The organism is Pedobacter sp. GR22-6 (assembly GCF_037402555.1).
GTDB lineage: Bacteria > Bacteroidota > Bacteroidia > Sphingobacteriales > Sphingobacteriaceae > Pedobacter.
The window spans coordinates 602,487-626,465 of record NZ_JBBEUC010000001.1 but is presented as its reverse complement, the minus strand read 5'-3'; the positions used below and the strand labels follow the sequence as shown (position 1 = coordinate 626,465).

Here is a 23,979-nt window from a genome sequence, read left to right as displayed (position 1 = left end):
TCTTATTTTTAATAAACAGGCGGTGCATATTTTCTCTGAATGGTGGTTAGATAAATCCTTCCATTTACCACTTCAATGCTATTTACTGTGGCAAATGTTGCAGGATTATGGATACCAGAATGAATGTTGACCAATAAATTGGGCAGCATTGCAGCATTGTCATTGAACTGCACCCTTGCATTGCCATTTTGCATGCAATTCACCGAAACCCAGTTTCCACCATTTTCAGTAGAGCCCTGATAAAATGGATTGTTTGTGATGTCCATACCGGGAGTAAAGAAATCAAACCTTTGCCACATATTTGTGGTAATGCCATTGGTAGCCTGACTGGCCCAAATAGGGAAACTTACATAGGGGTTAACTACCCCGGTGCTGGTATTCAGCTTTACATTGGCCAGGTATTTCCCATTATAACCTGCTATAGCAGGACCTTTTTGAAGGAGATTACTCTGGTTTTCATACAGGCTAAGAAAAACATTCATATCGTCTTTCATCCCTCCCTGAAAACTCGCCAGCAGAAAATTATCTGCCTTAAGCGACCTGTCTGCTTCCCAGTATCCCTTACTACTCATATTGTAAAAGTTCACGTAGGTCAGTGAATCAGATAAAGGAAGTTTCTGAAAGATCTCCTGCCTTAATAAAATTCCAGTTCTTTTACTTACAAAGTCCTTTTGCAGTAGGTGCAAAGTATATACTTCCTTACTGGTCAGGTTAATGGTGGTATCTATCAGGATATCCTTTTTTAACTCATTTTCCAGCTGGAAGAACGGTACCGTATTTTTAGGACGGTAGGCAAACATAATCCGCACTTTCCCGGATGGCACCTGGGCCCAGCTGCTCAAATCGAATCCATTTAAGATAGGGCCTACCAACACATTCTCCTTTCCCGGATATTCCGGATTGTTTACAGAAATACTACTGCCAATATGTGATGGATAAGGTGGCGCATAGGCATCACGCTGGTCTAAAAAATCACCTACAATTTCTGCACTTACAGGCATGCCACTAGCATCAACCACAGGGTTAATGAACATACAGAAAAATGGGACTTTATTATCTTTGCTGCCAAGGGTCTGTATGTAATTCAGGTTATTAAATACCCTCAGATACGCAGGATCCTCAATTTTACTGTATTCTACTTTGACACAGCCTGAAGCCAAAAGCAATAAGCTAAAGGCTAAAAGCCAGGCAGAAGATTTGAAACTGCCAAATATATTTCTCTTGTATAAGCTCTCGTTCTTCATTATTTATTATGTTTTACAATGATCATTCTTGCTTTATTGGCAGTGGTACTACCCGTTCCGGATTGTCCGATAACACTTACCGTATAAATACCGGGTTCCTGAACAGGCAATGCCCTTGATGCTTGCTGATATAGTGCTTTATTGGCAATAAATGCATCATTTTTAAGTAAGACTATGTCATTGGCCCAAACGCCGGGTACCACATTGGGTTTGGATCGATAGGCCATAATTTCAAATGCATTTTGCAAGTGTGCACTGCTTACATATGGACGCTCAAATAAGGGTAAACCTGGCTGCAGGTTAATTCCGGCATTCGCATTGTCATTACCTGTCGCAATAGATTGTCCGTTGTTCAGTGTAAAAGTGAGGTAAGGATTGCCAACAGAAAGATTTAAAAATCTTTTAAAGAAAAAATAACGGTACTGATTTCTTGAAAATGTGGCATCATCCTCTGTACCGCCGCTGTAGGTAGCACCGCTCAAATCATTGGCAACCATCAGCAATTTTGCTCCACCACTGGCATCAGGATAAAGCCAGGCGGTATAATTCTGAGCCGGGCGAAACACCTGATTTGCTACGGCAATTACTTTCCCCGAAGCATCCATGGCTTCAATGGTATGGTTACCCTGAATAAAGTTGCTGTAATCTCCAGCTGCTCCAAAACCGAGATTGGCAGCTATTGCCTTACCATCTACCCTAAAGCTTATATTTTGGGTATTCCATGCGTTAAAGGCTTGTACCCTAAAATAAGTATTATTGGCGGCCGGACTATTGTCATTAATGACCTGAAATGAATTTTGATAAGTCTCAGAAGTCTCAGAATTTTCATTGATCAAATATTTGTAACGCTGTGGCGCAATCAAAATGGTATAAATGCCACCGGGCTGATAGGTTTGAATGGGTGCATAAGTAAGGCCTGTGGAATTCATCATGTCTTTAGGAATGGTAGATGTTGGTGGATCCAACAGGGTAAAGTCATACAGTTCATTTCCAATTGCCGGCATCTGCCTTCCATCCTGCATCAGTATTTTAAACTGATAGGTTCCATAAGGCAGTTCTACATATTCAGATGTTTTTTGTGCCGAACTGATGTTATTCGTTGCTGAACTTACCAGCGTACCATCAGCATATGCCAAGGATACAGCCCCTGTTAAATCTTCCTGTAAGCCACTACCATTGTTAGCCCGATTTTTAATACCACCGGAAAGGTTTACAACCCGAATTTTAAAATGATCGGGTCTTGAAGGCGCTGAAATACCCCGTTTAACCGGTACCACTTCAGGCTGTCCATCCATAAAAAGCGTAGGCATCAAATAATAGTCGGTTGGATTGGAGTAATCATTTTTGACATCAAGCTTGATGTCTGTCTCTATGGCCTGAAAAGCCCTGGTCATGAAATCCAGTTTTGCAGTTTCCTGCGCATTAAAAAGATCCTGGGGCACATACCATGTTTTACTCAATTGTCCGTTGGCAGGAAAATAAGATGTTCCCGGATACTGATAACCGGTTGATGTATTTGGGTTCAACACCACAAAATTTGTTAAACTGTCCCCATTGGCAATCACCTGGTTAAAACCACCAAGATTAATGATCCGGGCGCTTGAGTTAGCGCGATTTTCTGTTAATGCACGGTTATCCCTTGCAAGGTCAATTTTATCCTTTTTACAGGCCTGGAGCAAGAGTATGGTGCTCAGGAAGAAAAGACCTAAGCATTTATATTTTATCTTATTCATTATTTAAAGAGATTATAAGTAAAGCCTACCATAATTTCGGCACCACGTTTAAAACTTCTATTAATGTATTCGTTGCCGTACCATTTACCACCGGTTTGGGGGTTGGCATATACAGTTTTGATGGCCGGATCGAGGATATTTTTCACATAGCCCTTAAACTTGATGCTTTTGCTTAGGCGCTGACTAAATACAAAATCCAAAAACGGTACCGGCATGGTATATAAATCGGGTTCACCCGTTAGGTTAATTTGTACCAAACGCTCGCCTACCATATTAAAAGTCAGCGTAAAATCAGAACCTGATTTAGGATTTTCATAATTTAACCAGGCGTTGATGGAATAAGGTGCCTGTTCAAAAAGCGGACTGTTCTTGGGTGTATACCGATCCAGTGAACGGATGGCTTCATACCGTTGTGGTGTTTTTTGAATTTCACTTTGGGCAAGCAACAAGTTAGAGCCCAGGTAAAAGTTTTTTAAAGGATCAAACATGGAACCTAAACTTTTTACCAGTTCCAATTCAATTCCATACACCTTACCTACATTCGGATCATTCTGAAACTGAATGGTCGGGAATTCCGGATAAGTTGCAGCTAAACCTGCTGTTTGCAAACTGAATACCTTTACCAGTTGGTTTTCTATGCGTTTGCCAAATGCAGATACCGCAATTACCTCCCCTTTTGCCGGAAACCACTCCCACCTGAAATCCAGGTTTTGGGTGAACTGGTTTTTCAGGTTGGGGTTGCCCACAACCAGTCCCATTTGAAAGGCATCAAATTCAAAGACATTGGTAATTTCTCTCAACTCCGGCCTGGCTAGCGTAGTGTTATAGGCCGTACGGAAATTCATATGATCATTTAAAGTATAGGTAGCATTTACAGAATAAAAAGGCTTATAACCTGTTTTATATACCGAATTTGGGTCAATGGGGTTTAATGCAATCTGGCCGCCATTTGCACCTCCTGCAGTAAGTGAAGGGTCTAAGAACACCCCTGAGGTATCTACAGAAGAACCGATATTGGTCATTTCAAAACGTACTCCACCAGCAACACGCAGTTTTTCTGTGAGTTTTAAATCTACCATTCCGTAAAGGGCATTGGTTTCAAAATAACCGGTGTAGTTGTTAGGAGATTTCTGACTGTTGTACAAAAAGCCATCTATTGGCATCATCCCTTCTCCCTGGCTACCAGTAGGAAGTTTAACACCGATAATTTCGCTGCTTACTAAACGGTTCAGGTTACCCTCTACATCATATAAGGGTACCGCCTTATTGGTCGTAAAGTTGGACCCGGGTAAAAACAGCTGGTTTTCGCTAAAGGTGCGGTCCCTGAACAGGTAATTTACACCTGTTTTCAATTGCTGTATTTGTCCAAACAATTTAAAGGGAATATTCAGGTCAGCTTTGTAATTGTAATTTTGCTCATCCAGATTACGCCACCTGCGGCCGTTTGGTTCGGCCTGTATAATGCCAAAAGGACCAAATCCATTTACATATCCGGAAGTAAGCGCATATAAATGTTTGCTATAAGTTGGCGTACCGGCCGTGCTTCCCGCACCTACCGTTGGCCTGGTATACCAGCCGCCAGCTCTCGGTGTGTAATCTGCTAAACTCGCAAATCTAAAATCAGGATCATTTTGTTTTGACCTGGAACTGGCCACATTATAACTTAAGCGTGGGGAAAGTTCCTTGTCGAAGAATTTATGCTCGCCCTGTAAATTAAAGGTATTCAGGTTTCTGAATGTCTGCTTCAAAGAATAGGTACTCGTATTTACCTCTCCCGGCAGACCAGTGTATTCATAACGGCCGGACAAATTACTGGCCTTATTTTCGCCACCCCAGCTACCTAAATATTGCATACTGATTTCATTTCGACTATCAAAACGATAGGTTAATCCAAGCAGCGTTCCATAGTTCAAGGTCTCGATGCCTGTATTTTCTTTGTAGGTTTGGTATTTACCCATAAAGAGGCTATTGGGTGTGATGTAATTCGGAATGTTCCGCGGACTGTATACATCTGGATTACCGGTAACCACCCCCTGATAAATACTATATTGGGTTAAGTCGCCGCCACTAATGTCAGTAATGCGACGATAGTAGTTACCGCCCATAATCAAACCAATTTTATGTGTTTTAAATACTGTAAAGCTATTGCCATAGGTAGCAGAGTACAACTGGTTTAGAGGTGCTTTTTTGTATTGGGTAGTCATCACCGGATCAAAAGACTGCATGATGTTATTGATGCGGTTCACTTCCTGGTAAGCCGTTGGACTGTAATTGCTATTTGCAATCATGCTTTGTATAGAACCAAGTCCGTTAGGGTATTGTGTAGCCAGGTTTTTAAAATCCTGACTCAGGTTCTTATCATTTATTTTATTCCCGAAAGCGCCCATATCGCTATTGTAAAAGCTATTGTACTGACCTCCAACACCTACGTTAGTATTTAAACCACTTTGCATGATGAATTCAAAAGTCTCCTTTTCAGGTACAGATTTGGTTTTTAGCTCTACAATACCAGCCGCTGCATCCGCAGGTTTATCCGGTGTTACGGTCTTATAAATGGTGATGTTATCCAATAACGAAGCAGGTACCAGATCTAAAGGAATGGTACTTCTGTCCGGATCTGAAGAAGCCAGACGTACACCGTTCAGCTGGCCAATTACCGAGCGGTCACCCAGACCGCGAATAGCAACATATTTATCGTCGGTCACCGTCACTCCGGAAACTCTCTGCAGCGCCTGCGTAGTAGTGATGCTACCTGTGCGTTCGATGAGTTGCGAAGATATCGCATCCTGGATGATGGAAGCATTCCGGCGTTCGTCCAGCACTGAGGCATCGGTATTGGCCTTCCTTCTGGCCTGAACAGTCACCTCCCCTAATTGTGTAGCCGAAGCGCTAAGCAGGACATTGAGCTGCTTCATATCCGGGCTTACCTTTACTTCTTTGCTTTGGTAGCCGATGTACGAAAATACCAGTGTAGCACCCTGTTCAGGTATGCTGATGCGGAAAGCCCCGTTCAGATCTGTAGACGTGCCTCCTGAGCCGGCTTTGATTTTAATCCCTACACCGATGAGCGTCTCCCCCGTTTTTTCATCCTTTACCGTTCCGGTAATCACGATGGGAACTGGCTTGGTATCCACCACCACATAGCCTTCTACCAGTTTGTATTGTAAACCCGTATTCGCTAAGAGCTGACGAAGGGCTTCCCTCACGCTAATCTTAGCATTTAGAAGCGTGACTTGCTTTTTGACAGTCTTCATCGACTGTTCTCTTACCGAAAACCTGATATTGCTTTGCTTACCTATAGCGGTAAGCCCTTCTGAGACGGAAACATTCTCCAGTCGCAGGCTAATCTGTTGATCAAGATCCTGACTCTTCACATTGTTGGCCAGCAGCATACTGATGAAGGTCAGCTGGGCCACAATGAGCATAAATGAGCATTTCATAATAAATCTGATTGAAGGATAATGTTTTAATCCTTTTTGCATATTTTTGGGCATTATGGGTTAATTCGCTGCGAAGCGATGATCTGTTATAAATGCCGGATCGTAAGATCCGGATGAATTGTAAACCGTACGGACGTCGAAATTCACACGGTTTTAAGCATTTGGTTCCCTGCCACCGGCGGGGAACTTTTGTTTTCTAGTAGCTGATTTACATATCTTTCCTTTCCCTGTTGTTATTTAATATTCACCTGTTTACCGGATATTTTGTATGTGAAATGCCCTGTAGCGGCAAGCACATTCATCATCTTATTGAGTGGGGTATCCACCTGAAGCATCACAGAAATCTTTTCATTGGCCTTGGCTGGCTTGGAATAGCTGATGCGCACATCGTACCAGCGCTCCAGTTCAGCAGTGATCTCCCCCAGCGTCTGGTTATGAAAATTGAGCCTGGCTTTTTTCCAGGACTGCAATTCCTGTATGTCTGTTGTACTGACCGAAGGACGATTCTTGAAATAGGACAGCATCTGTCCCGGAATTAACATTGCCAAAGCCCTGGAACCTACAGCGCCTATCTCATCAACCCGTACTTTTCCGGTTGCAACTGACACCGTAAGGGCCTTGCCTTTAAAAGCTTCTATTTTAAATGATGTACCGAGTACCCTGGTTTGTACCTGGCCGGTATGAATGATGAAGGGCTTTTTAGGATTTTTTGTCACTTCAAAAAAGGCCGAGCCCTCTAAACGTACCTCCCTGCTGCTCGCGCCAAATTGTTCCGGGAAGGATAATTTACTATCTGCACCCAGATACACTTCTGAACTGTCCGGCAGAAGCACTTTGGAGCGTTGCCCTTTCGGATTCATCAATTCACGCATCGCAATGCGTACTTCCTGAGTGGACTGAGGCTCATTGAATTGAAAAATATACCATCCTGCACCGATCATCAATACCGCCCATATCGCCGCATATTGAAAAAGGTTTCGCCTGTTTAGCCTACGCAATATTGGCTTTTTAGGTTCAACAAGATGTTTCTGCTTTTCTTCTTCCTGTAACCTGGAGTAAAAATTCTGCAGATCACGATTGAACGCTGCTTTATCCAAATCTTGCGCCACCTCCAATCCTGTCCAGCGCTCGGCCAGTACCTGGTCGAAAATACCAGCAGACTCTGGCTTTGCCATGAGTTCCCTGATTTCCTCCCATTCCCCGGCTGTATAATCGCCAGAGATATATTTTCGGATCAGCTCTTTATTTTTATTTTCTGAGTGCATATAAATTGTGATTCAATAAGGGAAACACAATTTTGGTGGGCGACCACCTATGCGAAACAAAAAAAATTAAAATATTTTTAAGAAGATGGCCAGGATGATGCTTAGATCAGCATGTTCCTTTAAATTCTTGCGAAAAAAGGCGAGTGAGGCCACCATGTAATTCTCTACTGTATTTACAGAAAGGTTCAGATCTTCAGCGATTTCGCTATAGCTCTTATTTTCCAGGCGGCTCATTTCATATACCCTTCGGCGTTGCGGGCTCAGTTTTTCCAACTGTTGATTGTAAATGCGCTGAAGTTCTTTAACCTGTAAGTCGTGGTCTGCTGCCTGGCTGCTCAACTGGGGACGCTCTGATACCACATCCAGACTCACTGTCTGCAATGCCTTTTTGCGGTAGTGGTTGTAAATGGCATTTTTAATCGATCTATAGAGGAAGGGCTTCAGGTCAGCCTGCACCTCCACTGCACCTTTATTCTTCCACAACCCAAGCATGACATCCATAGACAGTTCCTCCGCCATGAAAGCATCCCGAACATTCTTTTGTGCATAACACTTGATTCCATTATAGTAGCGTTTGAAGAGCACATTAAAAGCCGCAGCATTACCATCCCGAAATTTTTCGAGTAGAGTTTGATCCGGTAAATCGTTAAGTGTTTTTGACATGCTGTACCATTAGGGAATTCCCAGCCACAAAACTAGCCGCACAAACACATGAAAACATTAAGCCTGCATTAACTTATCAATAAGAGTCAGCCTTGCAATGTATCACCTTAGTTCTTAATAACTCCGGCTTTCCCAAACCTGAGACAGCACCTTCATCAAGGCCGGAATGTCCAGCGGTTTAGACAAATAATCATCCATTCCAGCAGCGATACACATCTCTCTATCCTCGATCATCGCGTTGGCAGTCATTGCAACTATTTTCGGCTGCACGATTTCCAGCGCCCTGATTGCCTGAGTAGCTTCTAAACCGTCCATTTCCGGCATTTGCACATCCATCAGCACAAGATCGTATCGGTGTTGTGGCACCATTTCCAATGCCTCCAAACCATTTTCTGCCACCATAGGCTGATAGCCTAACTTATTCAAGATCCTGATGATCAGTTTTTGGTTGATTTGATTGTCTTCTGCAATCAGAATAGATAGCGGATACTGGCTCGCAAATCCTTTATCCAGCAGCACCGTTTTGGCGGGTTCTGTTTCCAAAACCTGGGAGACTTGCTGGAGTGCCATTTGTATGACCCGGCACAGTTGCTGCTGCTTCACAGGCTTGGTCAGGACTGCCGCAAAAAGATGAGGGTACTTGTTTCGGGTTTCATCGCCAATGGAACTAAGCAGGATGACTGGCAGCAAGGCATTTTTATCGCGGATCCAGGTAGCCAATTGTACTCCGTCCATATCCGGCATCTGCATATCTGTCACCAGAAGATCGAAGCCCCGTTCATTGATGATGGCCATTGCTTCAGCTGCAGATGCTGCCATAGTGGGGATCAGTTGCCATTGTTCCAATTGAATCTGGAGAATTCTCCGGTTGGTCTGGTTATCATCTACTACTAAGACCTGCTTGTGCTCCTGCCCAGTCATCATGCATTTTGCCTGATGCCGCATTTGCTCATGGCTGATTCCAGCACGCAACTGGAATTCAAATGAAGTTCCTTTTCCCAGACTACTTTTCACTGCCAGCTTGCCTCCCATGAGTTCGACTAGCCTGGTACTGATGGCCAATCCAAGTCCGGAGCCGCCGTACTTCCGGGTCGTGGAGGAATCCACCTGGCTAAAGGCCTGAAATAGATCATGAAGCTTATTTTGAGGAATCCCAATTCCGGTGTCGCTAACCTCAAACGAGAGAAATAAGCCATCTTCCTTCAAATTATTTTTTAAAGAGCAGACACTCAATACAATTTCTCCCTCTTGTGTAAACTTGACCGCATTGCCAATCAAATTGATCAGAACCTGTTTCAGGCGCAGGCTATCTGCCACCAATTGCAACGGTATGTCTTCGCTGATCTGATAAATGAGGTCGATTCCACTGAGCGCAGCTTTTCCTGCAAACATATCCATCACTTCTTCAATGCAAAAGCGCAGATTGAAATCATGCGGATCCAGCTCTATTTTCCCTGATTCAATTTTGGAGAAATCGAGTACGTCGTTGATGACGTTCATCAGGGTTTCCCCGCTGCTGCGGATGGTCTCTACATATTCTGCCTGTTCAGTATTGAGCGCTGTTTCATGTAACAATGCGGTCATTCCTAATACACCGTTCATAGGCGTCCGGATTTCATGGCTCATGGTGGCCAGAAAAACACTTTTCGCCTGATTGGCTTTTTCCGCTTCTTCCCTAGCTATGTGTTCCTGCTGCTGCTGAACACGCAATTCCTCTGATTGAGAAATAAGTTCTTCCGATTGTACCTGCAGCTCTTCATTTAGTTCCTGTAATTTCTCAGATTGCTGGATCAACTGCTCATTGCGTTCCCGTAAATTGGAAATGTGATCTGCCAGTGTACTTTTTAGCAAATTGAAATCTGCATACAACTGCGCGGTTTCACTGCTGGCGGGTTGGAACGCTAAATCCTGTGCCGAGTGCCTGAATCCTGAAAAAATAAAGCCTGAGACGCGGCGGTTCAGCTCTGTGATATCCCTTGTCAGGTATTTTGAAAGCGACCAGCTCAACAGGATGATGAGCAACAGTGAAATGAGTGTAATGGCAATAATAAACGTTCTGAACCTGCCATTGAGGTGCTCAGCTTCATTGTTTGAAAATTGACTCATACTTCTGTACAACTCATCAAACTGTCGGATGCTTTGCAGTGTCTGCGGCATCAATCCGCTCGAATTTTGGATACCCAGTTCTTCTGAATCATCAACCAACTCGAGAAAGCATTTGTTGTAATTCATTAATGCCTGGTAAGTCCTGCTGTCCTCTGGCAGACCTTGAAGACTCAGCTTCATTTGTTGGCTAAACATCCGGATGAAACGTTGCTCACCGCGTAGCATATAATCTTTTTCGTGCCGGCGCAACTGCAACACAGCCGTTTTTGAAAGTGTTGTAGAATCTTCAAGGAAATGTGCATAGTTGCGCATCTTTCCCTCCAAACCATGATCCTGAAAACCACGTTTATGATAAAGGTTTCTCAAAGCAATTCCCAGCTCCTGCGTGCTTTTGTTCATCTGCTGAAGACTGTCAAGCTGGCTGGTCAGTTCTATACCACTATCGCTAGAGGCCATTTCTATAGCTTTCAATTCAGTCGCAATATCCCCTTGCAAATGCAGGAACCTATCTATATTGTGTTGTTTGCCACTGGCGTAAAATTCCTGTTCATGATAGCCTCTGAGCATAAAAAGCTGCAGGTCTCGTGTACTCTCCAGATACTTCAACTGAGCAGCAGCCAGGCGGGACGAAAAAGCACTGATTTTGCGCTGCTGCCGACCAACGAAAAGATAGACCGTAGCCCAAACCAGGATGACGACTATGAATGAAAAAAAACTTAAAAGGAGCTTTGCCCTGTATGACCGGAGCCATGAAAATTCAGTAAAACGCACATGCAATAATAGAGAACCAATGCTAAGTGAATGTTAAATCTAATAATTTACGTAACGTTCTTCAAAAGTTCCGTCTGCGTAAAGGTCAATTAATCCATATCCGGGAGCTGTTTGCCTGCGATTGCCCTCCCACCAGGCACCTGAAACTGCACCGTTGCAGAGGTAGGTCACATTATTGTAGACCACCTTATCGCGCATGTGCAAGTGGCCGCTTAAGCACAACTTGACATTCGGATATTGATAAAAGAGATTGATGATCTTTGAGGTATCGGTATGCATGTCCCCCCCAAGCATTTCCCAGCGGTTCACGATATTATCTTCAATCATCAACAATGCGGTCAGGATAGGAATGTGAGACATCACCAATACCGGTGTTTTCGGGTCTGTCACCTTAAGTTCCTGCTCGAGCCAGCTGAATTGCTCATCGCCTAGTTTACCAATGTACCAAGTCCCGTCGATATCCAGGTGGACACTGTCCAATATAATAAACTTCCAGCCTCCCTTGATCATGCTGTAATAAGGCTTAGACAATTCCAATCTTTCCATTGCATAATTTTTACCATAAAATGCCTGTTTCCTATCCTCTTCCTGCCACCAGATGTCGTGATTGCCAAGGCAATAATGCACTGGCAAACTGCATTCTGACTTCATGGTTTTCTCGAGCAGTTCCCACTGTGCATTGATTCTATGGAGATTTTCCTTGTTCATGTCGAACACGATATCCCCACCATTTAGGACGAAATCTACCTTAGGCGTTTGAGACTGGAGATGATGCAAACATTTTGCAAATTTCCCGGGTGCGCCGAATTCATCTTTCAGGTGCACATCAGTGAGGTGTGCAATTCTTAATGCAGGCTTGCTCAGCGCTGGTTTAGCAGCAAAAGCAAGAGAGGGCAGCAAAAATAAACTGCCGATACCTTTTAATGCAGATCTTCTTTCCATTGGATAATTTTCCGCCTAAGTTAAAAACGGAATGTTTACTTGATGTTAACTGTCGGGTCAGGAATGAACATTCTGGAGGCTAAATTGAATAACAGCTATAAATATGTTAACTTCGCGTTTTATTAATCACAGTTAAAATAAATGAATTTATCTCCTCTTCAAGCCATATCCCCGGTTGATGGCCGTTACAGAAATACAACAGAAAGCCTTTCAAAATATTTTTCGGAATCTGCATTGATCAAATACCGCGTTTACGTGGAGATAGAATACTTTATTGCACTGTGCGAAGCTGGTCTTCCCGGCTTAGCAGATTTTGATAAAGCGAATTATGAGAAGCTTAGATTAATCCATGAGCAATTTGATGACAGTCATGCGCAGGACATCAAGGACACGGAGAAGATCACCAACCATGATGTGAAAGCAGTAGAATATTTCATCAAGAAACAATTTGACCTGCTGGGACTGGAAGCTTATAAAGAGTTCATTCATTTTGGACTGACCTCACAAGACATCAACAATACTGCAATTCCATATACATTTAAACTGGCCCTTAACGAAGTATACTACCCTAAATTATCGGAATTGATCGATAGGATCAGGGAACTGGCGAAAGACTGGGAGCAGGTTCCATTGCTGGCACATACACACGGTCAACCCGCTTCACCTACTAAATTGGGCAAGGAATTTATGGTTTTTGCAGAGCGTCTGGATATACAACTGAACAACCTGAGAAGCATTCCAAACAGCGCCAAATTTGGTGGCGCGACGGGAAATTTCAATGCCCATCACATTGCTTATCCGGGCACCAACTGGGTAGATTTTTCCAATCGTTTTGTAAACGAAACCCTTGGTTTAGAGCGGGCGCAATATACTACCCAAATCGAACATTACGATCAATTCGCCGCACAGTGTGATGCGCTAAAACGCATCAACAACATCATCATTGATCTGGATCGCGACATATGGGCTTATATTTCTAAGAATTACTTCAAGCAAAAAATCAAAGAAGGTGAAGTAGGTTCGTCAGCGATGCCGCATAAGGTAAACCCAATCGATTTCGAGAATGCGGAGGGTAATGCAGGAATTGCAAATGCTTTGTTCGAGTTTTTTGCAGCAAAATTGCCTATCTCGCGCTTGCAAAGGGATTTAACAGATTCAACGGTACTTAGAAATATAGGTGTACCGATGTCGCACACCGTCATCACCATTGCCTCCACTTTAAGGGGTCTGAATAAATTATTGCTAAATGAGGAAGCGATCCATGCTGACCTGGAAAACAACTGGGCAGTTGTTGCGGAAGCCATCCAGACTGTACTGAGAAGAGAGGCCTATCCTAATCCATACGAAGCCCTAAAAGACCTTACCCGTACGAACCAAAAGATCACCGCTGGTACAATGGCCGATTTCATTGATGGTTTGAATGTTAGTGACACTGTGAAAGCAGAACTGAAGCAGATTACACCTTTCAATTACACTGGTGTGTTCTAATATATAATGACCTAATTCAGACATCTATTGATTGATGAATTATTTATTTTTGTAAGAAAAAGAAAGACAATGACGATCAACGTATATACAGAACAGACACCCAATCCTGCTACCATGAAATTCATGGTGAATAAACTACTGATCAATGGCAGTGAAGATTTTGCTACGAAAGAAAGTGCGGAGCACTCTCCGTTTGCAAAGGAATTGTTCAAGTTCAACTTTGTAAACGGTGTTTTTTTCGCAAGTAACTTCGTGACCATCACTAAGACAGAAGATGCTGAATGGGCTGATATAGAGGCTTTACTGAAAGATTTTGTAAAAGGTGCTGTGGAATCTGAATATAAGATAAAAGAGGATTCAAATGCTGAAGCACCTGCATTTGAAGGTAGCGACATAGAAATTAAAATCCAGCAAATCCTGCACGACTATGTACGTCCTGCTGTAGAACAGGACGGCGGAGCGATCAGCTACAAGTCATTTGATGAGGGGGTGGTAACTGTAGAATTAAGAGGCTCCTGCAGTGGTTGCCCATCCTCTACCATTACCTTAAAATCCGGTATCCAAAACCTTTTGCAGAGAATGGTACCAGAGGTGAAAGAAGTAGTTTCGGAAGCGCTTTAAAACTTGACCCGTTTTAAGTAATAAGTATTGAGACCGGAGTAAATCCAGGTACTTAAGACTTATTACTTAAAATGCTTTTTCATTAGATCCAGAATCTCCTGATCTATCTTTCCATTTGTAGCCAGGATCTGGCGTTTCTCAATAAACTCTTCAGTTCCCTCGAAATTCATAATTTGTCCACCTGCCTGCTGGACGATATATGCTCCGGCAGCAACATCCCAGGCATTCAGGTTATATTCAAAAAAGGCATCAAAGCGACCACAGGCTACATAGGCCAAATCTACAGCAGCAGAACCTATTCTTCTTAAACCATGGCATTTCTGCATCATTTCTGCGAAGAGGTTCATATACTGCTCCTGTTGATCGAACTGGTAATAAGGGAATCCAGTAGCCAGAAGACATTCTGAGAGTACGGGCCGCTGAGATACCCTAATTTCCTTATTGTTGAGGTAGGCTCCGCCACCTTTATAGGCTGAGAACATCTCGGCCCTGTTGATCTCATAAACTACCCCAACAACCGGTTGATCGTATTCATACAAAGCAACACTAACTGAATAGGTTGGAATGCCATGGATAAAATTGGTCGTGCCATCCAGGGGATCTATGATCCAATTGTAAATCTCACCTTTGGTATTGATAGTTTTTTCTTCGGTGGTAAATCCAGCTTCCGGAATCAGTTTGGACAGATTCCTTACCAATTGCTTTTCTGCTGTTTTATCTACATAGGAAACCAGGTCATTCAAACCTTTAAACTCAATCGCAGTAGCATCGAAACTCATCGATTCCTTTCGTATAAAATTGCCAGTTAACCTAGTGATGGCAATCACCTTGGTACAGAGTAATTCGTAATCCATGAAAAAATGATTAGTAGGTTGCCAGTTTTGTTTTATTCTTTTGAGAATAGAACACCAAAGCAAGGCCTGACAAGAACAGTAAAAGGGAAATCAATTCTGCTTGAGTAAATTGTATACCTGCGACATCATATTTCGTATTGACCCTGATCAATTCCACAAAGAAGCGTTCTGTACCGTTCATCATCAGGTAGATACCAAACATAGTACCCGGAGATTTGATCAAATGACGCAGGCGCCAAAGGATGAGAAACAAAATAAAAGCCACGATGACTTCATAGATTGGCGTGGGGTATACTGGCAGAGGTAATTCATTGCAAAATTTACCTACACAGCCTGCGATAGGATCCCCTTCATTCGCTACATTATTTGGATAAGTATAGGCCCAAAGCCAGTCGGGCAACCAATTGAAGGGTTTTGGATTCAGATTGGCAATACCCCAGTCGCCATCACCTGACATGTGACAACCAATTCGACCGACACTATAAGCCAGCATCATGCCGGGTCCGCCGATATCCAGCATATGGAGGGGTTTTATACCATTTCTACGGGCAATTATCAGCACAGCTGCACCTCCGCAAATCAAGCCGCCATAAAAGGTGAGTCCACTAAAGGAAAGTAAGCTACCGATCGGATCTTTCACAAATGAATCCCAGTGTTCCAGGTTATCAAATATCTTAGCTCCTAAAAAACCCCAGACCGCAGCCCATACGATGAGTGTACCCATGAGTTCATAAGGATGTTGGGTAACTTCGACCGTTTTTGGCTTCGGTAATTTATGTGCATTCTTTTCTTTGTGGTCCCAGTAAGCAAACAGGCCTGCGAAAAACAAGCCGCCAAGGATGTTTCCTTTCAAAGAAAGTAAGACAGTCTGAGCATCACTAACGAAAAGCTTGTAGTTTAAAAGTGCATAAACGAGTTTATAGCCGATTAGGAAACCAAATATGGCATTTGAGGCCAATTCAGCAGTTGTGGCGGGTTTGCCTATGGTCACCATTTTCTTAATGGGATGTAGTAAGCCCAATGCTTCCTTACGTTTAAATTCCTGGGTAAAGGCCCAATAACCGGCGATGAAAGCAAGTGCTACGAAAACGCCAAAAGTATTGAACGGGAGCGGAACTTGTACACCAAAAAGATATTCTATAAAATGCGATACAGTAGGAAACATACGTATAAAAAAGTTTTATGCGAATATAGGATTAATGCGCTAATACTTCTTCTGTTTCTGTAACTTCTACTTCTCCCTCAGCGGTGATTGCGGTGAGTTTAACCATTTTGATCTCGTTGACCATTACCGGATCATATTTGGCTTTCACCTTTACATAATTCTTAGTGAAACCGTGCATGAAGCCATTCTTTTGATCGTCTTCAAAAAGCACCTCAGCAGAGCTTCCAATTTGCGATTCATAAAAAGCCCTGCGTTTTTTTTCAGAAAGAATGTGCAGCATTTTACTTCGATCGGCGCGTGTACTACCCGCTACCCTGCCTTTCATTTCAGCTGCAGGAGTCTGTTCGCGTTCCGAATAGGTAAAGACGTGCAGGTAAGAAATGTCCAGTTCGTTGAGGAACTGATAAGTATCAATAAAATCTTCATGGCTTTCGCCTGGGAAGCCCACAATAACATCCACACCAATACAGCAATTGGACATGACCTCCTTAATTTTTGCTACGCGTTCTACATACAGTTCCCGTTGGTAACGTCTGCGCATTAAACCAAGGATTTTATTGGACCCTGACTGCAGCGGGATATGGAAATGTGGAACAAACCTTTTGGAGGTTGATACAAACTCAATGATTTCGTTGCTGAGTAAATTTGGTTCTATGGATGAGATCCTGATGCGTTCTATACCTTCGACTTCGTCCAATGCTTTGACCAGGTCGAAGAATTTATCTTCGCGCTGACCATTCCTGATCCCAAAATCGCCGAGATTGACCCCTGTCAATACAATCTCTTTCACGCCACTTTCAGCAATTTGTTTCGCACGGTTGATCACATTCTCGATGGTATCACTTCTGCTTCCCCCACGTGCCAGTGGAATAGTACAATAGGTACAAGGATAGTCACAACCATCCTGCACTTTGAGAAAGGTACGGGTCCTGTCGCCAATAGAATAAGCAGCAATAAAATTGTGGTTTACTTTTTCAATGTTCTGCTGATGAACAATTGCTTTAGGCTGCTTGGTGAGGTCGGTAATGTACTCGACAATGCGGAATTTTTCTGCAGCACCCAAAACCATATCTACCCCTTCAATCTCTGCGATTTCCTGTGGTTTTAGCTGTGCATAGCAACCTACAATGGTTACATAGGCATTCGGTGAATATTTCAATGCCTCTTTAACTACCTTACGGCATTTTTTATCGGCATGTTCAGTCACCGAACAGGTATTGATCACATACACATCTGCACCTGCAGTAAAATCAACTACAGTGTAACCGGCATCTGTAAATAACCGGCCGATCGTTGATGTTTCTGAGAAATTCAACTTGCAGCCTAAGGTATAAAAAGCAACTTTGTTCATGGAAGGACAAAGATAAGAAAAAACTATTCATTCCACCGATAGCTCTCCTGCTCCAGTCCAGCGAGATCGACGACCCGACTGACCACCGTTTGTGCAAGCTCTTCAATATTTTTAGGTAAGGAATAAAAGGAAGGATTTGCAGGGCAGATAATACCGCCGGCTTCGGTAACGACCTTCATATTGTTGATATGGATTAAATTGAAGGGGGTATCACGTACGACCGCTATCAATTTCCGTCGTTCTTTGAGGATCACATCTGCCGCTCTGGAGATGAGGTCATTAGAAATTCCATGCGCAATTCTACCCAGTGTTCCCATCGAACAGGGAATAATAATCATAGTGTCAAATTTTGCGGAACCGGAAGCAAATGGTGCATTGAAGTCCATTTTGGAATAAAAGTCAAAAGGATATTTATTGTAATCTTCATGGCCAAGCTCAAAGCGCCAAACTTCTTTTGCGTTGTCGGACATCACCACAGCTACCTTATCCAATTGCTCAGATAAGTCCAACAGATTATCCAACAATAACTTAGCATAAACAGATCCACTGGCTCCTGTAATGGCAACGACAACTTTCTTCTTTTTCATAGACCTGTTAAAGATACGGAACCTGGCTCAACAAAAAAGGGCCGAAAAATTAATTTTCGACCCTACATCTACCTATGAAAAACATACCCCCGAAAGGGTAAGCCCAAATGTAATAATCTTTTTATATAAAATGAAAGTTTAAACACACTTTTTTATTGGTGAAAATCACAGTTTTTTGAAAATCTCACAAGTCACTGTTATTCTGAGTGTTTAGTGCAAAAGAAACCGTTAAGAATGAAAATCAATGCAGGTTAGCGCAATCGCACATTAAATAGGAAATGCCTTTTTTTTCTGCTCGATCTCAAACACTTTTCCGGGGTTCGCTAAACATTCCCTGACTTTAAAAAGAAGATCTTTCATATCGAAAGGCTTAGATATAAATGCATTACAGCCATAACTGCCCAGTGAAAGTATTACAGGGGCGTATGCTGAACAGATGATAACAGGTATGTGTTGGGTTTCCGGTTCCCGCTTAAGTTGTGCACACAATTCTCCTCCGTTGATGCCCGGCAACATATAGTCCAACAATACGATGTCCGGCTTAAAACCCGCAACCAGTTCAAAGATATCATCTGAATCCTGATGTGACTGCACGCTAAATCCCTCATAGCCAAATAAATCCTCAAATACACCCAAGAGGCTTTCATCATTTTCTACAATGAGGATTTTTTTCGTCGTCTGATCCTTCAGTTCTATTGACATAGTCATTCTTTTAATTTAACGGCCTATGATAACAAACGGACAAAGAATAGGTTTTATTTTTATTAGAAAAAAAATTTAGCAATCAAGGCTTCGAACATTCAGTGATATTGACATACATACAAGTATTTTCAGTAGAGCTTATGTATTTTTCAATGATTTTTATATTTTAGCATTTGATCTAATGATTGCTAACCAAATCACACCATGAAGCCACAACTGCTAAAAGTAGCGAACAATCCTGTAAATTCTTTCAGCGCAAGACGGGACAATGTCCCTTATATCAACAACCGCTGGCATTACCATGCCGAAGTAGAACTTATTTATTTTAAGCGGGGCAATGGTACACAATTTATTGGCGATAGCATCAAACGCTTCCGTTCCGGCGATGTAGTTTTAGTGGGAGCCCATCTTCCACATTATTGGAAATTTGATGAGGTGTACTTCAACGATACCGAAAAAAACAATGCAGATGTGGTGGTGGTCCATTTCTGCGAAAACTTCTGGGGCAGTGCTTTTCTCGCTCTGCCAGAGAATAAAGCCTTGAAAAATATTCTGGAAAAAGCGCAACGTGGTATACAGGTTCAGGATAAAAGCCGAAGACAGATAGGTGAACTTATCGAATCCATTCTAGTTTCCGAAGGGCCTAAACGCATTATCGCCCTTATGGAAGCACTGTTATCCATTGAGCACTGCAGCAACAATATTACTTTGTCATCAATTGGTTTCCGGCACAATTTTGAAGAAACAGAGAATGACAGGATCAACGCCATATATAATTATTCCCTGACCAATTTTAAACGCAAAATCCAGATGGAAGAAATGGCTGCTGTAGCTAATATTAGTCCTAATTCCTTTTGCCGTTATTTCAAATCAAGAACCAGGAAAACTTATACCCAGTTTATCAGTGAGATCAGAGTAGGACATGCTTGTAAATTGCTGATTGAAGACAGCATGAATGTGAAACAGATTTGTTATGAGAGTGGCTTTCATAACTTTGCAAGTTTCCACAAGCATTTTAAAATGATCACCGGCAAAAGTCCCCTAGCCTACCAAAAGTCTTATCTTCATAAGTAGGGAGATCCTCTGCCGGTGAAATCCCGTTAATTAACGCCCCATCCAGCCTCCATCTACGGTCATGACCGTTCCATGCATGTAGCTTGATGCATCTGAAGCCAAGAACACGACAGGCCCTTTAAAATCGTCGGCTTCACCCCACCTTCCTGCGGGAATACGTTCCATAATGGAACGGCTACGATTTTCATCTGCCCGTAAGGCGGTAGTATTGTCTGTGGAAATATATCCAGGGGCAATTGCATTTACATTTACCCCTTTACCTGCCCATTCATTAGCGAAGGCTTTGGTCAGTTGTCCGATAGCACCTTTACTTGCGGCGTATCCAGGCACGGTAATCCCCCCCTGAAACGTCAATAAAGACGCTGTAAAAATCACTTTACCGCTGCCCCGAACAATCATGTCCCGTCCTATCTCCCTTGTAAGGATGAAAGGTGCCGTCTGATTGACTGCAATCACTTCATCCCAGTATTCGTCGGGATGCTCGTCAATAGGTTTTCTTAGGATAGTTCCAGCATTATTTACCAGGATGTCGATCACCGGATGTTCATCCTTAACCAGGTTACAAAAAGCGGTAAGAGACGCTCTATTGCCAAAATTGCATTGATAGGCGTAAAACTTACGACCCAGGCTTTCTACCGCCTGAGCGACTTCACTACCGCTCTGTTCCAGGTTGGCAGAAACCCCAATGATATTTGCACCTGCTTCTGCCAGAGCGACAGCCATTGCCTTCCCTATGCCTCTTTTACAACCTGTAACGAGCGCTGTTTTTCCTTCTAAATTGAATAAATCAAGTACTGCCATTGCTATTAATTTAGTACCACCGTGATGGGATGGGCCAGTTTTTCCTTAAAATTGATTAAATAATTGAACCATTGTGTTGCGCTGCTGATTTCCTTCGCCTTATCCCACACAGATCCGCTATAGTATATTACTGGTTGGTTATTCTTTGCGGTAGTGTAGGTCAGGAAATGCAATTGATCAGCTCCCATATTAATTTTGTCACCTAAAACGATAGTACCTACGCCTGTAGTTCCATCGGCACCATGCTGAGGCTCCCAATAGCCCAAAATGCCCTTCTGTTCCTCCATCAAGATTAAACCAGGCTCTCCCCTTTTGATAATTCCTATTGCAACAGGAAGATCTGCACTGTTGTTGTATTGATATACTGCTTCTATCCTATTCATTTGTGAACCAGCATCTAACGAAATCCTTTTGACCACCTTTACTGCTTTTCCTGCCACATTCCATTCGTCGTAACCCAGTTCAAATGTACTGCGTAAAGGACCATTGTCCAGAATCTTCCAGTGGTGATAATTTTTTGGATATACAATAGAATCTTTAAGTATAGGGGCAATATCCCCTCCTCCTAAGGTAAAGCCAACATGATAATAATCCATGCCTTCTCCGTGATCGGTATGGTAATCATCCTTTTTATACCAATCATTAAGGATTAGTTTATCTGTCTTTTTGGACCAGTGATCCATTCCAAAAGCATTGTCCTTTCGGGTTTCCAATGCCTTACCGTACATACGGAAGGCAGCTTTGTCATTTTCCCAGGCAAAATCGTCAAAACGTTCGGGAACGAAACGCGCGTAGGTTTTTGAGGGCACATTTGCAGGTTTTCCTGCGAGAACATTGAGTTTCACCGTCGCTTTAGCTTTCAAAGTCAATTGAAGCAACAGGTTCTGGATTCCAGGTTGTCCCTTGTGCTCCAATTGGAAAGGGATTTCTTTTTTCGTAGCCGCATCCAGTACTTTAAAATTAGCGGTATCAATGTCCGGATACCTGGACAATACGCTGGCCCAACTGATGCTGATCACTTCGTTACTTCTTTCTATCCCTAATGGGTTGCTCAGGGTAATACTTGCCTTAATGCTACCCTGTGCCATTGCGGAAATGGAACCGGTAGCAAATAATAGTAGAAATCCGACTGTTTTTTTCATTTCGTTGTTATTTTAAGTCATTAATCGCACAATGATCCATGTCACCATAGTCCAGGTTCTCCCCAGCCATGCCCCAGATAAAAGTATAGTTGCTTGTTCCGGCACCAGAGTGGATGGACCAATTCGGCGAGATCACTGCCTGTTCATTTTGCATCCAGATGTGCCTGGTTTCCTGTGGTTCTCCCATAAAATGACAAATACTCTGTCCTTCAGGAACCTCAAAATAGAAGTACACTTCCATTCTCCGGTCATGCGTATGTGCAGGCATGGTATTCCAAACACTACCACTTTTTAGTTCAGTCATGCCCATCTGCAACTGGCAGGTCTGCAATACACTATTGACCAGCAATTTATTAATTACACGATGGTTGGCCGTTTCGGGGCTACCTAATTCTACGATATCTGCCTCTGCTTTTGAGATTCGGGTTGTTGGATAGACCCGATGTGCCGGGGCCGAATTTAGATAAAACTTGGCTGGATGGTCAATATCAGTTGTTTTAAAAGTAACTGACTTAGTTTCCCTGCCGATGTATAAGGCCTCTTTATAGTCAAGTTCATAAAGCTCACCGTCAGCGATTACTGTACCTTTTCCTCCAACATTGATAATACCCAACTCTCTTCTTTCTAAAAAATACCCAGCTTTTAACTCGTCAGGGTTTGACAGTTCCACTGCTGTGTTTACCGGCATTACCCCTCCAGTTATGTACCGGTCGAAGTGTGACAATACCAGATGGATCCGATCTGCTTCAAAGATTTTCTCTATTAAAAAATTATTGCGCAATCCTTCAGTGTCCATACTTTTGGCTTCATTGGGACTTATCGCATAGCGGCTTTTAAAAGTTGTTTGCATGCTTGTATTTTATTTTATTTAAATTTCAGGTAGACATTCTCCGGATAAGTTCAATAGGCATGGTGATCGGCGAAACTATAGTAGTCGAGGCACCAGTTTTTTTCAACAATTCGATCAGTACCTCTACTACTTTTTTTCCTACTTCTGTGGGGAACTGTTCAATAGTTGTGATAGAAGGACTAATGATAGATGTCCTGGGATCATTAGAATAGCCGACAATTTTTAAATCGGCAGGAACGTTTAAACCCGCTTCTTTGGCGTATTCCAATGCTGCTATTGCACTGGAATCATTATCGGTAAAAATACCGTCGGGTACTTCATCGCTTTGGAATAACTTTTCCATGGCTATACGTGCATTGACGGGGGTTAGTTCCTGATGAAAAATCCAGTTTTCATTTACCGGCAAGCCATATTGTTCCATTGCTTTCAGAAAACCTGCAGAACGGTTTTGATACAGATTTGAGGTAAGCGGACCGGAAATATGTGCGATTTTCCTGCAACCGACCTCTATTAAATGAGATGCAGCCATATAGCCCCCTCTAAAATCATCGCCTTTAATGACGACGGCACCAAGATCTTTCAGAGGCACCCGGTCATAAAAAATCACCGGTGTCCCATTTTCTAGCAAGCGGTCGAAATGTACAAAATCAGTGGTAAATAAAGTACATGAAGCGACAAGTGCATCAACCCTTGAAGCGTAAAGAATTTCTGTCAATTCTTTCTCCATCAGTACCGAATCATTGGACTGGCAGATGATCAGGTTGTAACCATGTTTGTGCAGTCCGTTTTGGATCACAGTAATCACTTCCGCATGAAAGAACATAGAAATCCTTGGAACGATAAGCCCCACTGTATGTGTTTTATTGCTTCGAAGACCGGAAGCCATGTTATTACGCCTGTAGCCCAGCTTGGCTGCCATCTCCAATACATCGTTCTTTGTCTGTTCTTTCACATGCGGATGACCATTCAAGGCACGTGATATTGTTGCGGGAGAGAGCTTCAATGCTTCTGCAATATCAAGTATCGTATTTTGTTGTCCTTTTTTCTCGTTTGCCATTTTTATACTGGTCTATTCCTAATCGCGAGGCGCTGTTTGTCACCTCCTCAACGAACTTATCCGTGAAATGAATTGCAAGCTAAGCAATATATAGCAAACATGAAAACGTTTTCATAAAAGTTG

19 protein-coding genes are annotated in these 23,979 nt (G+C 42.7%); 3 read left to right on the top strand and 16 right to left on the bottom strand.

All coding sequences use genetic code 11. The features are described from left to right. Positions 1-8: 8 nt before the first annotated feature. From WAE59_RS02795 to WAE59_RS02765, 7 genes are all read right to left on the bottom strand, one after another. Entirely contained in the window at positions 9-1,244 is a 1,236-nt protein-coding gene (locus WAE59_RS02795) for a hypothetical protein (RefSeq protein ID WP_337854407.1), read from the bottom strand. Beyond that, on the bottom strand, positions 1,244-2,977 hold the full coding sequence (locus WAE59_RS02790; RefSeq protein WP_337854406.1) for a DUF4397 domain-containing protein: 1,734 nt from the start codon (positions 2,975-2,977) through the stop codon (positions 1,244-1,246). Before WAE59_RS02790 ends, WAE59_RS02795 begins: the two co-directional genes overlap by 1 nt. Next, positions 2,977-6,417 carry a TonB-dependent receptor gene (locus WAE59_RS02785; protein WP_337854405.1) on the bottom strand — a complete coding sequence of 1,147 codons (3,441 nt, stop codon included), beginning with the start codon at positions 6,415-6,417 and terminating at the stop codon, positions 2,977-2,979. The genes WAE59_RS02790 and WAE59_RS02785 overlap by 1 nt, the downstream gene beginning before the upstream one ends. A 233-nt stretch (positions 6,418-6,650) precedes the next feature. Further along, positions 6,651-7,682, bottom strand: a complete 1,032-nt coding sequence (locus WAE59_RS02780) for a FecR family protein (RefSeq protein WP_337854404.1) — start codon at positions 7,680-7,682, stop codon at positions 6,651-6,653. A 66-nt stretch (positions 7,683-7,748) separates the two neighbouring features. Then, positions 7,749-8,345 carry an RNA polymerase sigma-70 factor gene (locus tag WAE59_RS02775; RefSeq protein WP_337854403.1) on the bottom strand — a complete coding sequence of 199 codons (597 nt, stop codon included), beginning with the start codon at positions 8,343-8,345 and terminating at the stop codon, positions 7,749-7,751. Positions 8,346-8,459: 114 nt separating this feature from the next. After that, positions 8,460-11,222 (bottom strand): response regulator, encoded by a 2,763-nt coding sequence (locus WAE59_RS02770; RefSeq protein ID WP_337854402.1) that lies wholly within the window; start codon positions 11,220-11,222, stop codon positions 8,460-8,462. Positions 11,223-11,261: 39 nt separating this feature from the next. Then, complete coding sequence (locus WAE59_RS02765) at positions 11,262-12,164, bottom strand: metallophosphoesterase family protein (protein WP_337854401.1); 903 nt, start codon at positions 12,162-12,164, stop codon at positions 11,262-11,264. A gap of 141 nt (positions 12,165-12,305) precedes the next feature. Here WAE59_RS02765 and purB point away from each other — a divergent pair, with 141 nt between their 5' ends. Together purB and WAE59_RS02755 are read left to right on the top strand one after the other, a co-directional pair. Beyond that, positions 12,306-13,652, top strand: coding sequence for an adenylosuccinate lyase (gene purB, locus WAE59_RS02760; protein ID WP_337854400.1), 1,347 nt, complete (start codon positions 12,306-12,308; stop codon positions 13,650-13,652). Positions 13,653-13,721: 69 nt separating this feature from the next. Beyond that, positions 13,722-14,273, top strand: coding sequence for a NifU family protein (locus tag WAE59_RS02755; RefSeq protein WP_337854399.1), 552 nt, complete (start codon positions 13,722-13,724; stop codon positions 14,271-14,273). A 62-nt stretch (positions 14,274-14,335) separates the two neighbouring features. Here WAE59_RS02755 and WAE59_RS02750 read toward each other — a convergent pair whose 3' ends face one another. The 5 genes from WAE59_RS02750 to WAE59_RS02730 form a co-directional block, all read right to left on the bottom strand. After that, positions 14,336-15,127, bottom strand: a complete 792-nt coding sequence (locus tag WAE59_RS02750) for an inositol monophosphatase family protein (protein WP_337854398.1) — start codon at positions 15,125-15,127, stop codon at positions 14,336-14,338. Between the two features lie 10 nt (positions 15,128-15,137). Further along, complete coding sequence (locus WAE59_RS02745; protein WP_337854397.1) at positions 15,138-16,292, bottom strand: prolipoprotein diacylglyceryl transferase; 1,155 nt, start codon at positions 16,290-16,292, stop codon at positions 15,138-15,140. A gap of 31 nt (positions 16,293-16,323) precedes the next feature. Then, positions 16,324-17,643 (bottom strand): tRNA (N(6)-L-threonylcarbamoyladenosine(37)-C(2))-methylthiotransferase MtaB, encoded by a 1,320-nt coding sequence (gene mtaB / locus WAE59_RS02740; RefSeq protein ID WP_337854396.1) that lies wholly within the window; start codon positions 17,641-17,643, stop codon positions 16,324-16,326. A gap of 23 nt (positions 17,644-17,666) precedes the next feature. Further along, positions 17,667-18,230, bottom strand: coding sequence for a UbiX family flavin prenyltransferase (locus WAE59_RS02735; protein WP_337854395.1), 564 nt, complete (start codon positions 18,228-18,230; stop codon positions 17,667-17,669). 267 nt (positions 18,231-18,497) lie between these two features. Beyond that, positions 18,498-18,932, bottom strand: coding sequence for a response regulator (locus WAE59_RS02730; RefSeq protein ID WP_337854394.1), 435 nt, complete (start codon positions 18,930-18,932; stop codon positions 18,498-18,500). Positions 18,933-19,136: 204 nt separating this feature from the next. Between WAE59_RS02730 and WAE59_RS02725 the strand changes: the two genes are divergently transcribed. Continuing rightward, a complete protein-coding gene (locus tag WAE59_RS02725; RefSeq protein WP_337854393.1) occupies positions 19,137-20,006 on the top strand; it encodes an AraC family transcriptional regulator in 870 nt (289 codons plus the stop codon). 30 nt (positions 20,007-20,036) lie between these two features. Here the strand turns inward: WAE59_RS02725 and WAE59_RS02720 are convergent, their stop codons facing one another. The 4 genes from WAE59_RS02720 to WAE59_RS02705 are packed head-to-tail and all read right to left on the bottom strand — an operon-like array spanning position 20,037 to position 23,856. Continuing rightward, entirely contained in the window at positions 20,037-20,807 is a 771-nt protein-coding gene (locus WAE59_RS02720) for an SDR family oxidoreductase (RefSeq protein ID WP_337854392.1), read from the bottom strand. 5 nt (positions 20,808-20,812) lie between these two features. Then, on the bottom strand, positions 20,813-21,949 hold the full coding sequence (locus WAE59_RS02715; protein ID WP_337854391.1) for a DUF4861 family protein: 1,137 nt from the start codon (positions 21,947-21,949) through the stop codon (positions 20,813-20,815). Between the two features lie 7 nt (positions 21,950-21,956). Next, positions 21,957-22,799 carry a 5-dehydro-4-deoxy-D-glucuronate isomerase gene (gene kduI / locus WAE59_RS02710; RefSeq protein WP_337854390.1) on the bottom strand — a complete coding sequence of 281 codons (843 nt, stop codon included), beginning with the start codon at positions 22,797-22,799 and terminating at the stop codon, positions 21,957-21,959. Between the two features lie 25 nt (positions 22,800-22,824). Further along, on the bottom strand, positions 22,825-23,856 hold the full coding sequence (locus WAE59_RS02705; RefSeq protein WP_337854389.1) for a LacI family DNA-binding transcriptional regulator: 1,032 nt from the start codon (positions 23,854-23,856) through the stop codon (positions 22,825-22,827). Positions 23,857-23,979 lie beyond the last annotated feature (123 nt).

Bases quoted from the DNA above. Each gene is read 5' to 3' on its own strand.
- WAE59_RS02755 (WP_337854399.1), top strand. From the start codon at position 13,722: ATGACGATCAACGTATATACAGAACAGACACCCAATCCTGCTACCATG.
- WAE59_RS02725 (WP_337854393.1), top strand. From the start codon at position 19,137: ATGAAGCCACAACTGCTAAAAGTAGCGAACAATCCTGTAAATTCTTTC.
- WAE59_RS02780 (WP_337854404.1), bottom strand. From the start codon at position 7,682: ATGCACTCAGAAAATAAAAATAAAGAGCTGATCCGAAAATATATCTCT.
- WAE59_RS02745 (WP_337854397.1), bottom strand. From the start codon at position 16,292: ATGTTTCCTACTGTATCGCATTTTATAGAATATCTTTTTGGTGTACAA.
- WAE59_RS02785 (WP_337854405.1), bottom strand. From the start codon at position 6,417: ATGAAATGCTCATTTATGCTCATTGTGGCCCAGCTGACCTTCATCAGT.
- purB (WP_337854400.1), top strand. From the start codon at position 12,306: ATGAATTTATCTCCTCTTCAAGCCATATCCCCGGTTGATGGCCGTTAC.
- WAE59_RS02705 (WP_337854389.1), bottom strand. From the start codon at position 23,856: ATGGCAAACGAGAAAAAAGGACAACAAAATACGATACTTGATATTGCA.
- WAE59_RS02775 (WP_337854403.1), bottom strand. From the start codon at position 8,345: ATGTCAAAAACACTTAACGATTTACCGGATCAAACTCTACTCGAAAAA.
- kduI (WP_337854390.1), bottom strand. From the start codon at position 22,799: ATGCAAACAACTTTTAAAAGCCGCTATGCGATAAGTCCCAATGAAGCC.
- WAE59_RS02750 (WP_337854398.1), bottom strand. From the start codon at position 15,127: ATGGATTACGAATTACTCTGTACCAAGGTGATTGCCATCACTAGGTTA.
- WAE59_RS02790 (WP_337854406.1), bottom strand. From the start codon at position 2,977: ATGAATAAGATAAAATATAAATGCTTAGGTCTTTTCTTCCTGAGCACC.
- WAE59_RS02735 (WP_337854395.1), bottom strand. From the start codon at position 18,230: ATGAAAAAGAAGAAAGTTGTCGTTGCCATTACAGGAGCCAGTGGATCT.
- WAE59_RS02795 (WP_337854407.1), bottom strand. From the start codon at position 1,244: ATGAAGAACGAGAGCTTATACAAGAGAAATATATTTGGCAGTTTCAAA.
- WAE59_RS02730 (WP_337854394.1), bottom strand. From the start codon at position 18,932: ATGTCAATAGAACTGAAGGATCAGACGACGAAAAAAATCCTCATTGTA.
- WAE59_RS02720 (WP_337854392.1), bottom strand. From the start codon at position 20,807: ATGGCAGTACTTGATTTATTCAATTTAGAAGGAAAAACAGCGCTCGTT.
- mtaB (WP_337854396.1), bottom strand. From the start codon at position 17,643: ATGAACAAAGTTGCTTTTTATACCTTAGGCTGCAAGTTGAATTTCTCA.
- WAE59_RS02765 (WP_337854401.1), bottom strand. From the start codon at position 12,164: ATGGAAAGAAGATCTGCATTAAAAGGTATCGGCAGTTTATTTTTGCTG.
- WAE59_RS02715 (WP_337854391.1), bottom strand. From the start codon at position 21,949: ATGAAAAAAACAGTCGGATTTCTACTATTATTTGCTACCGGTTCCATT.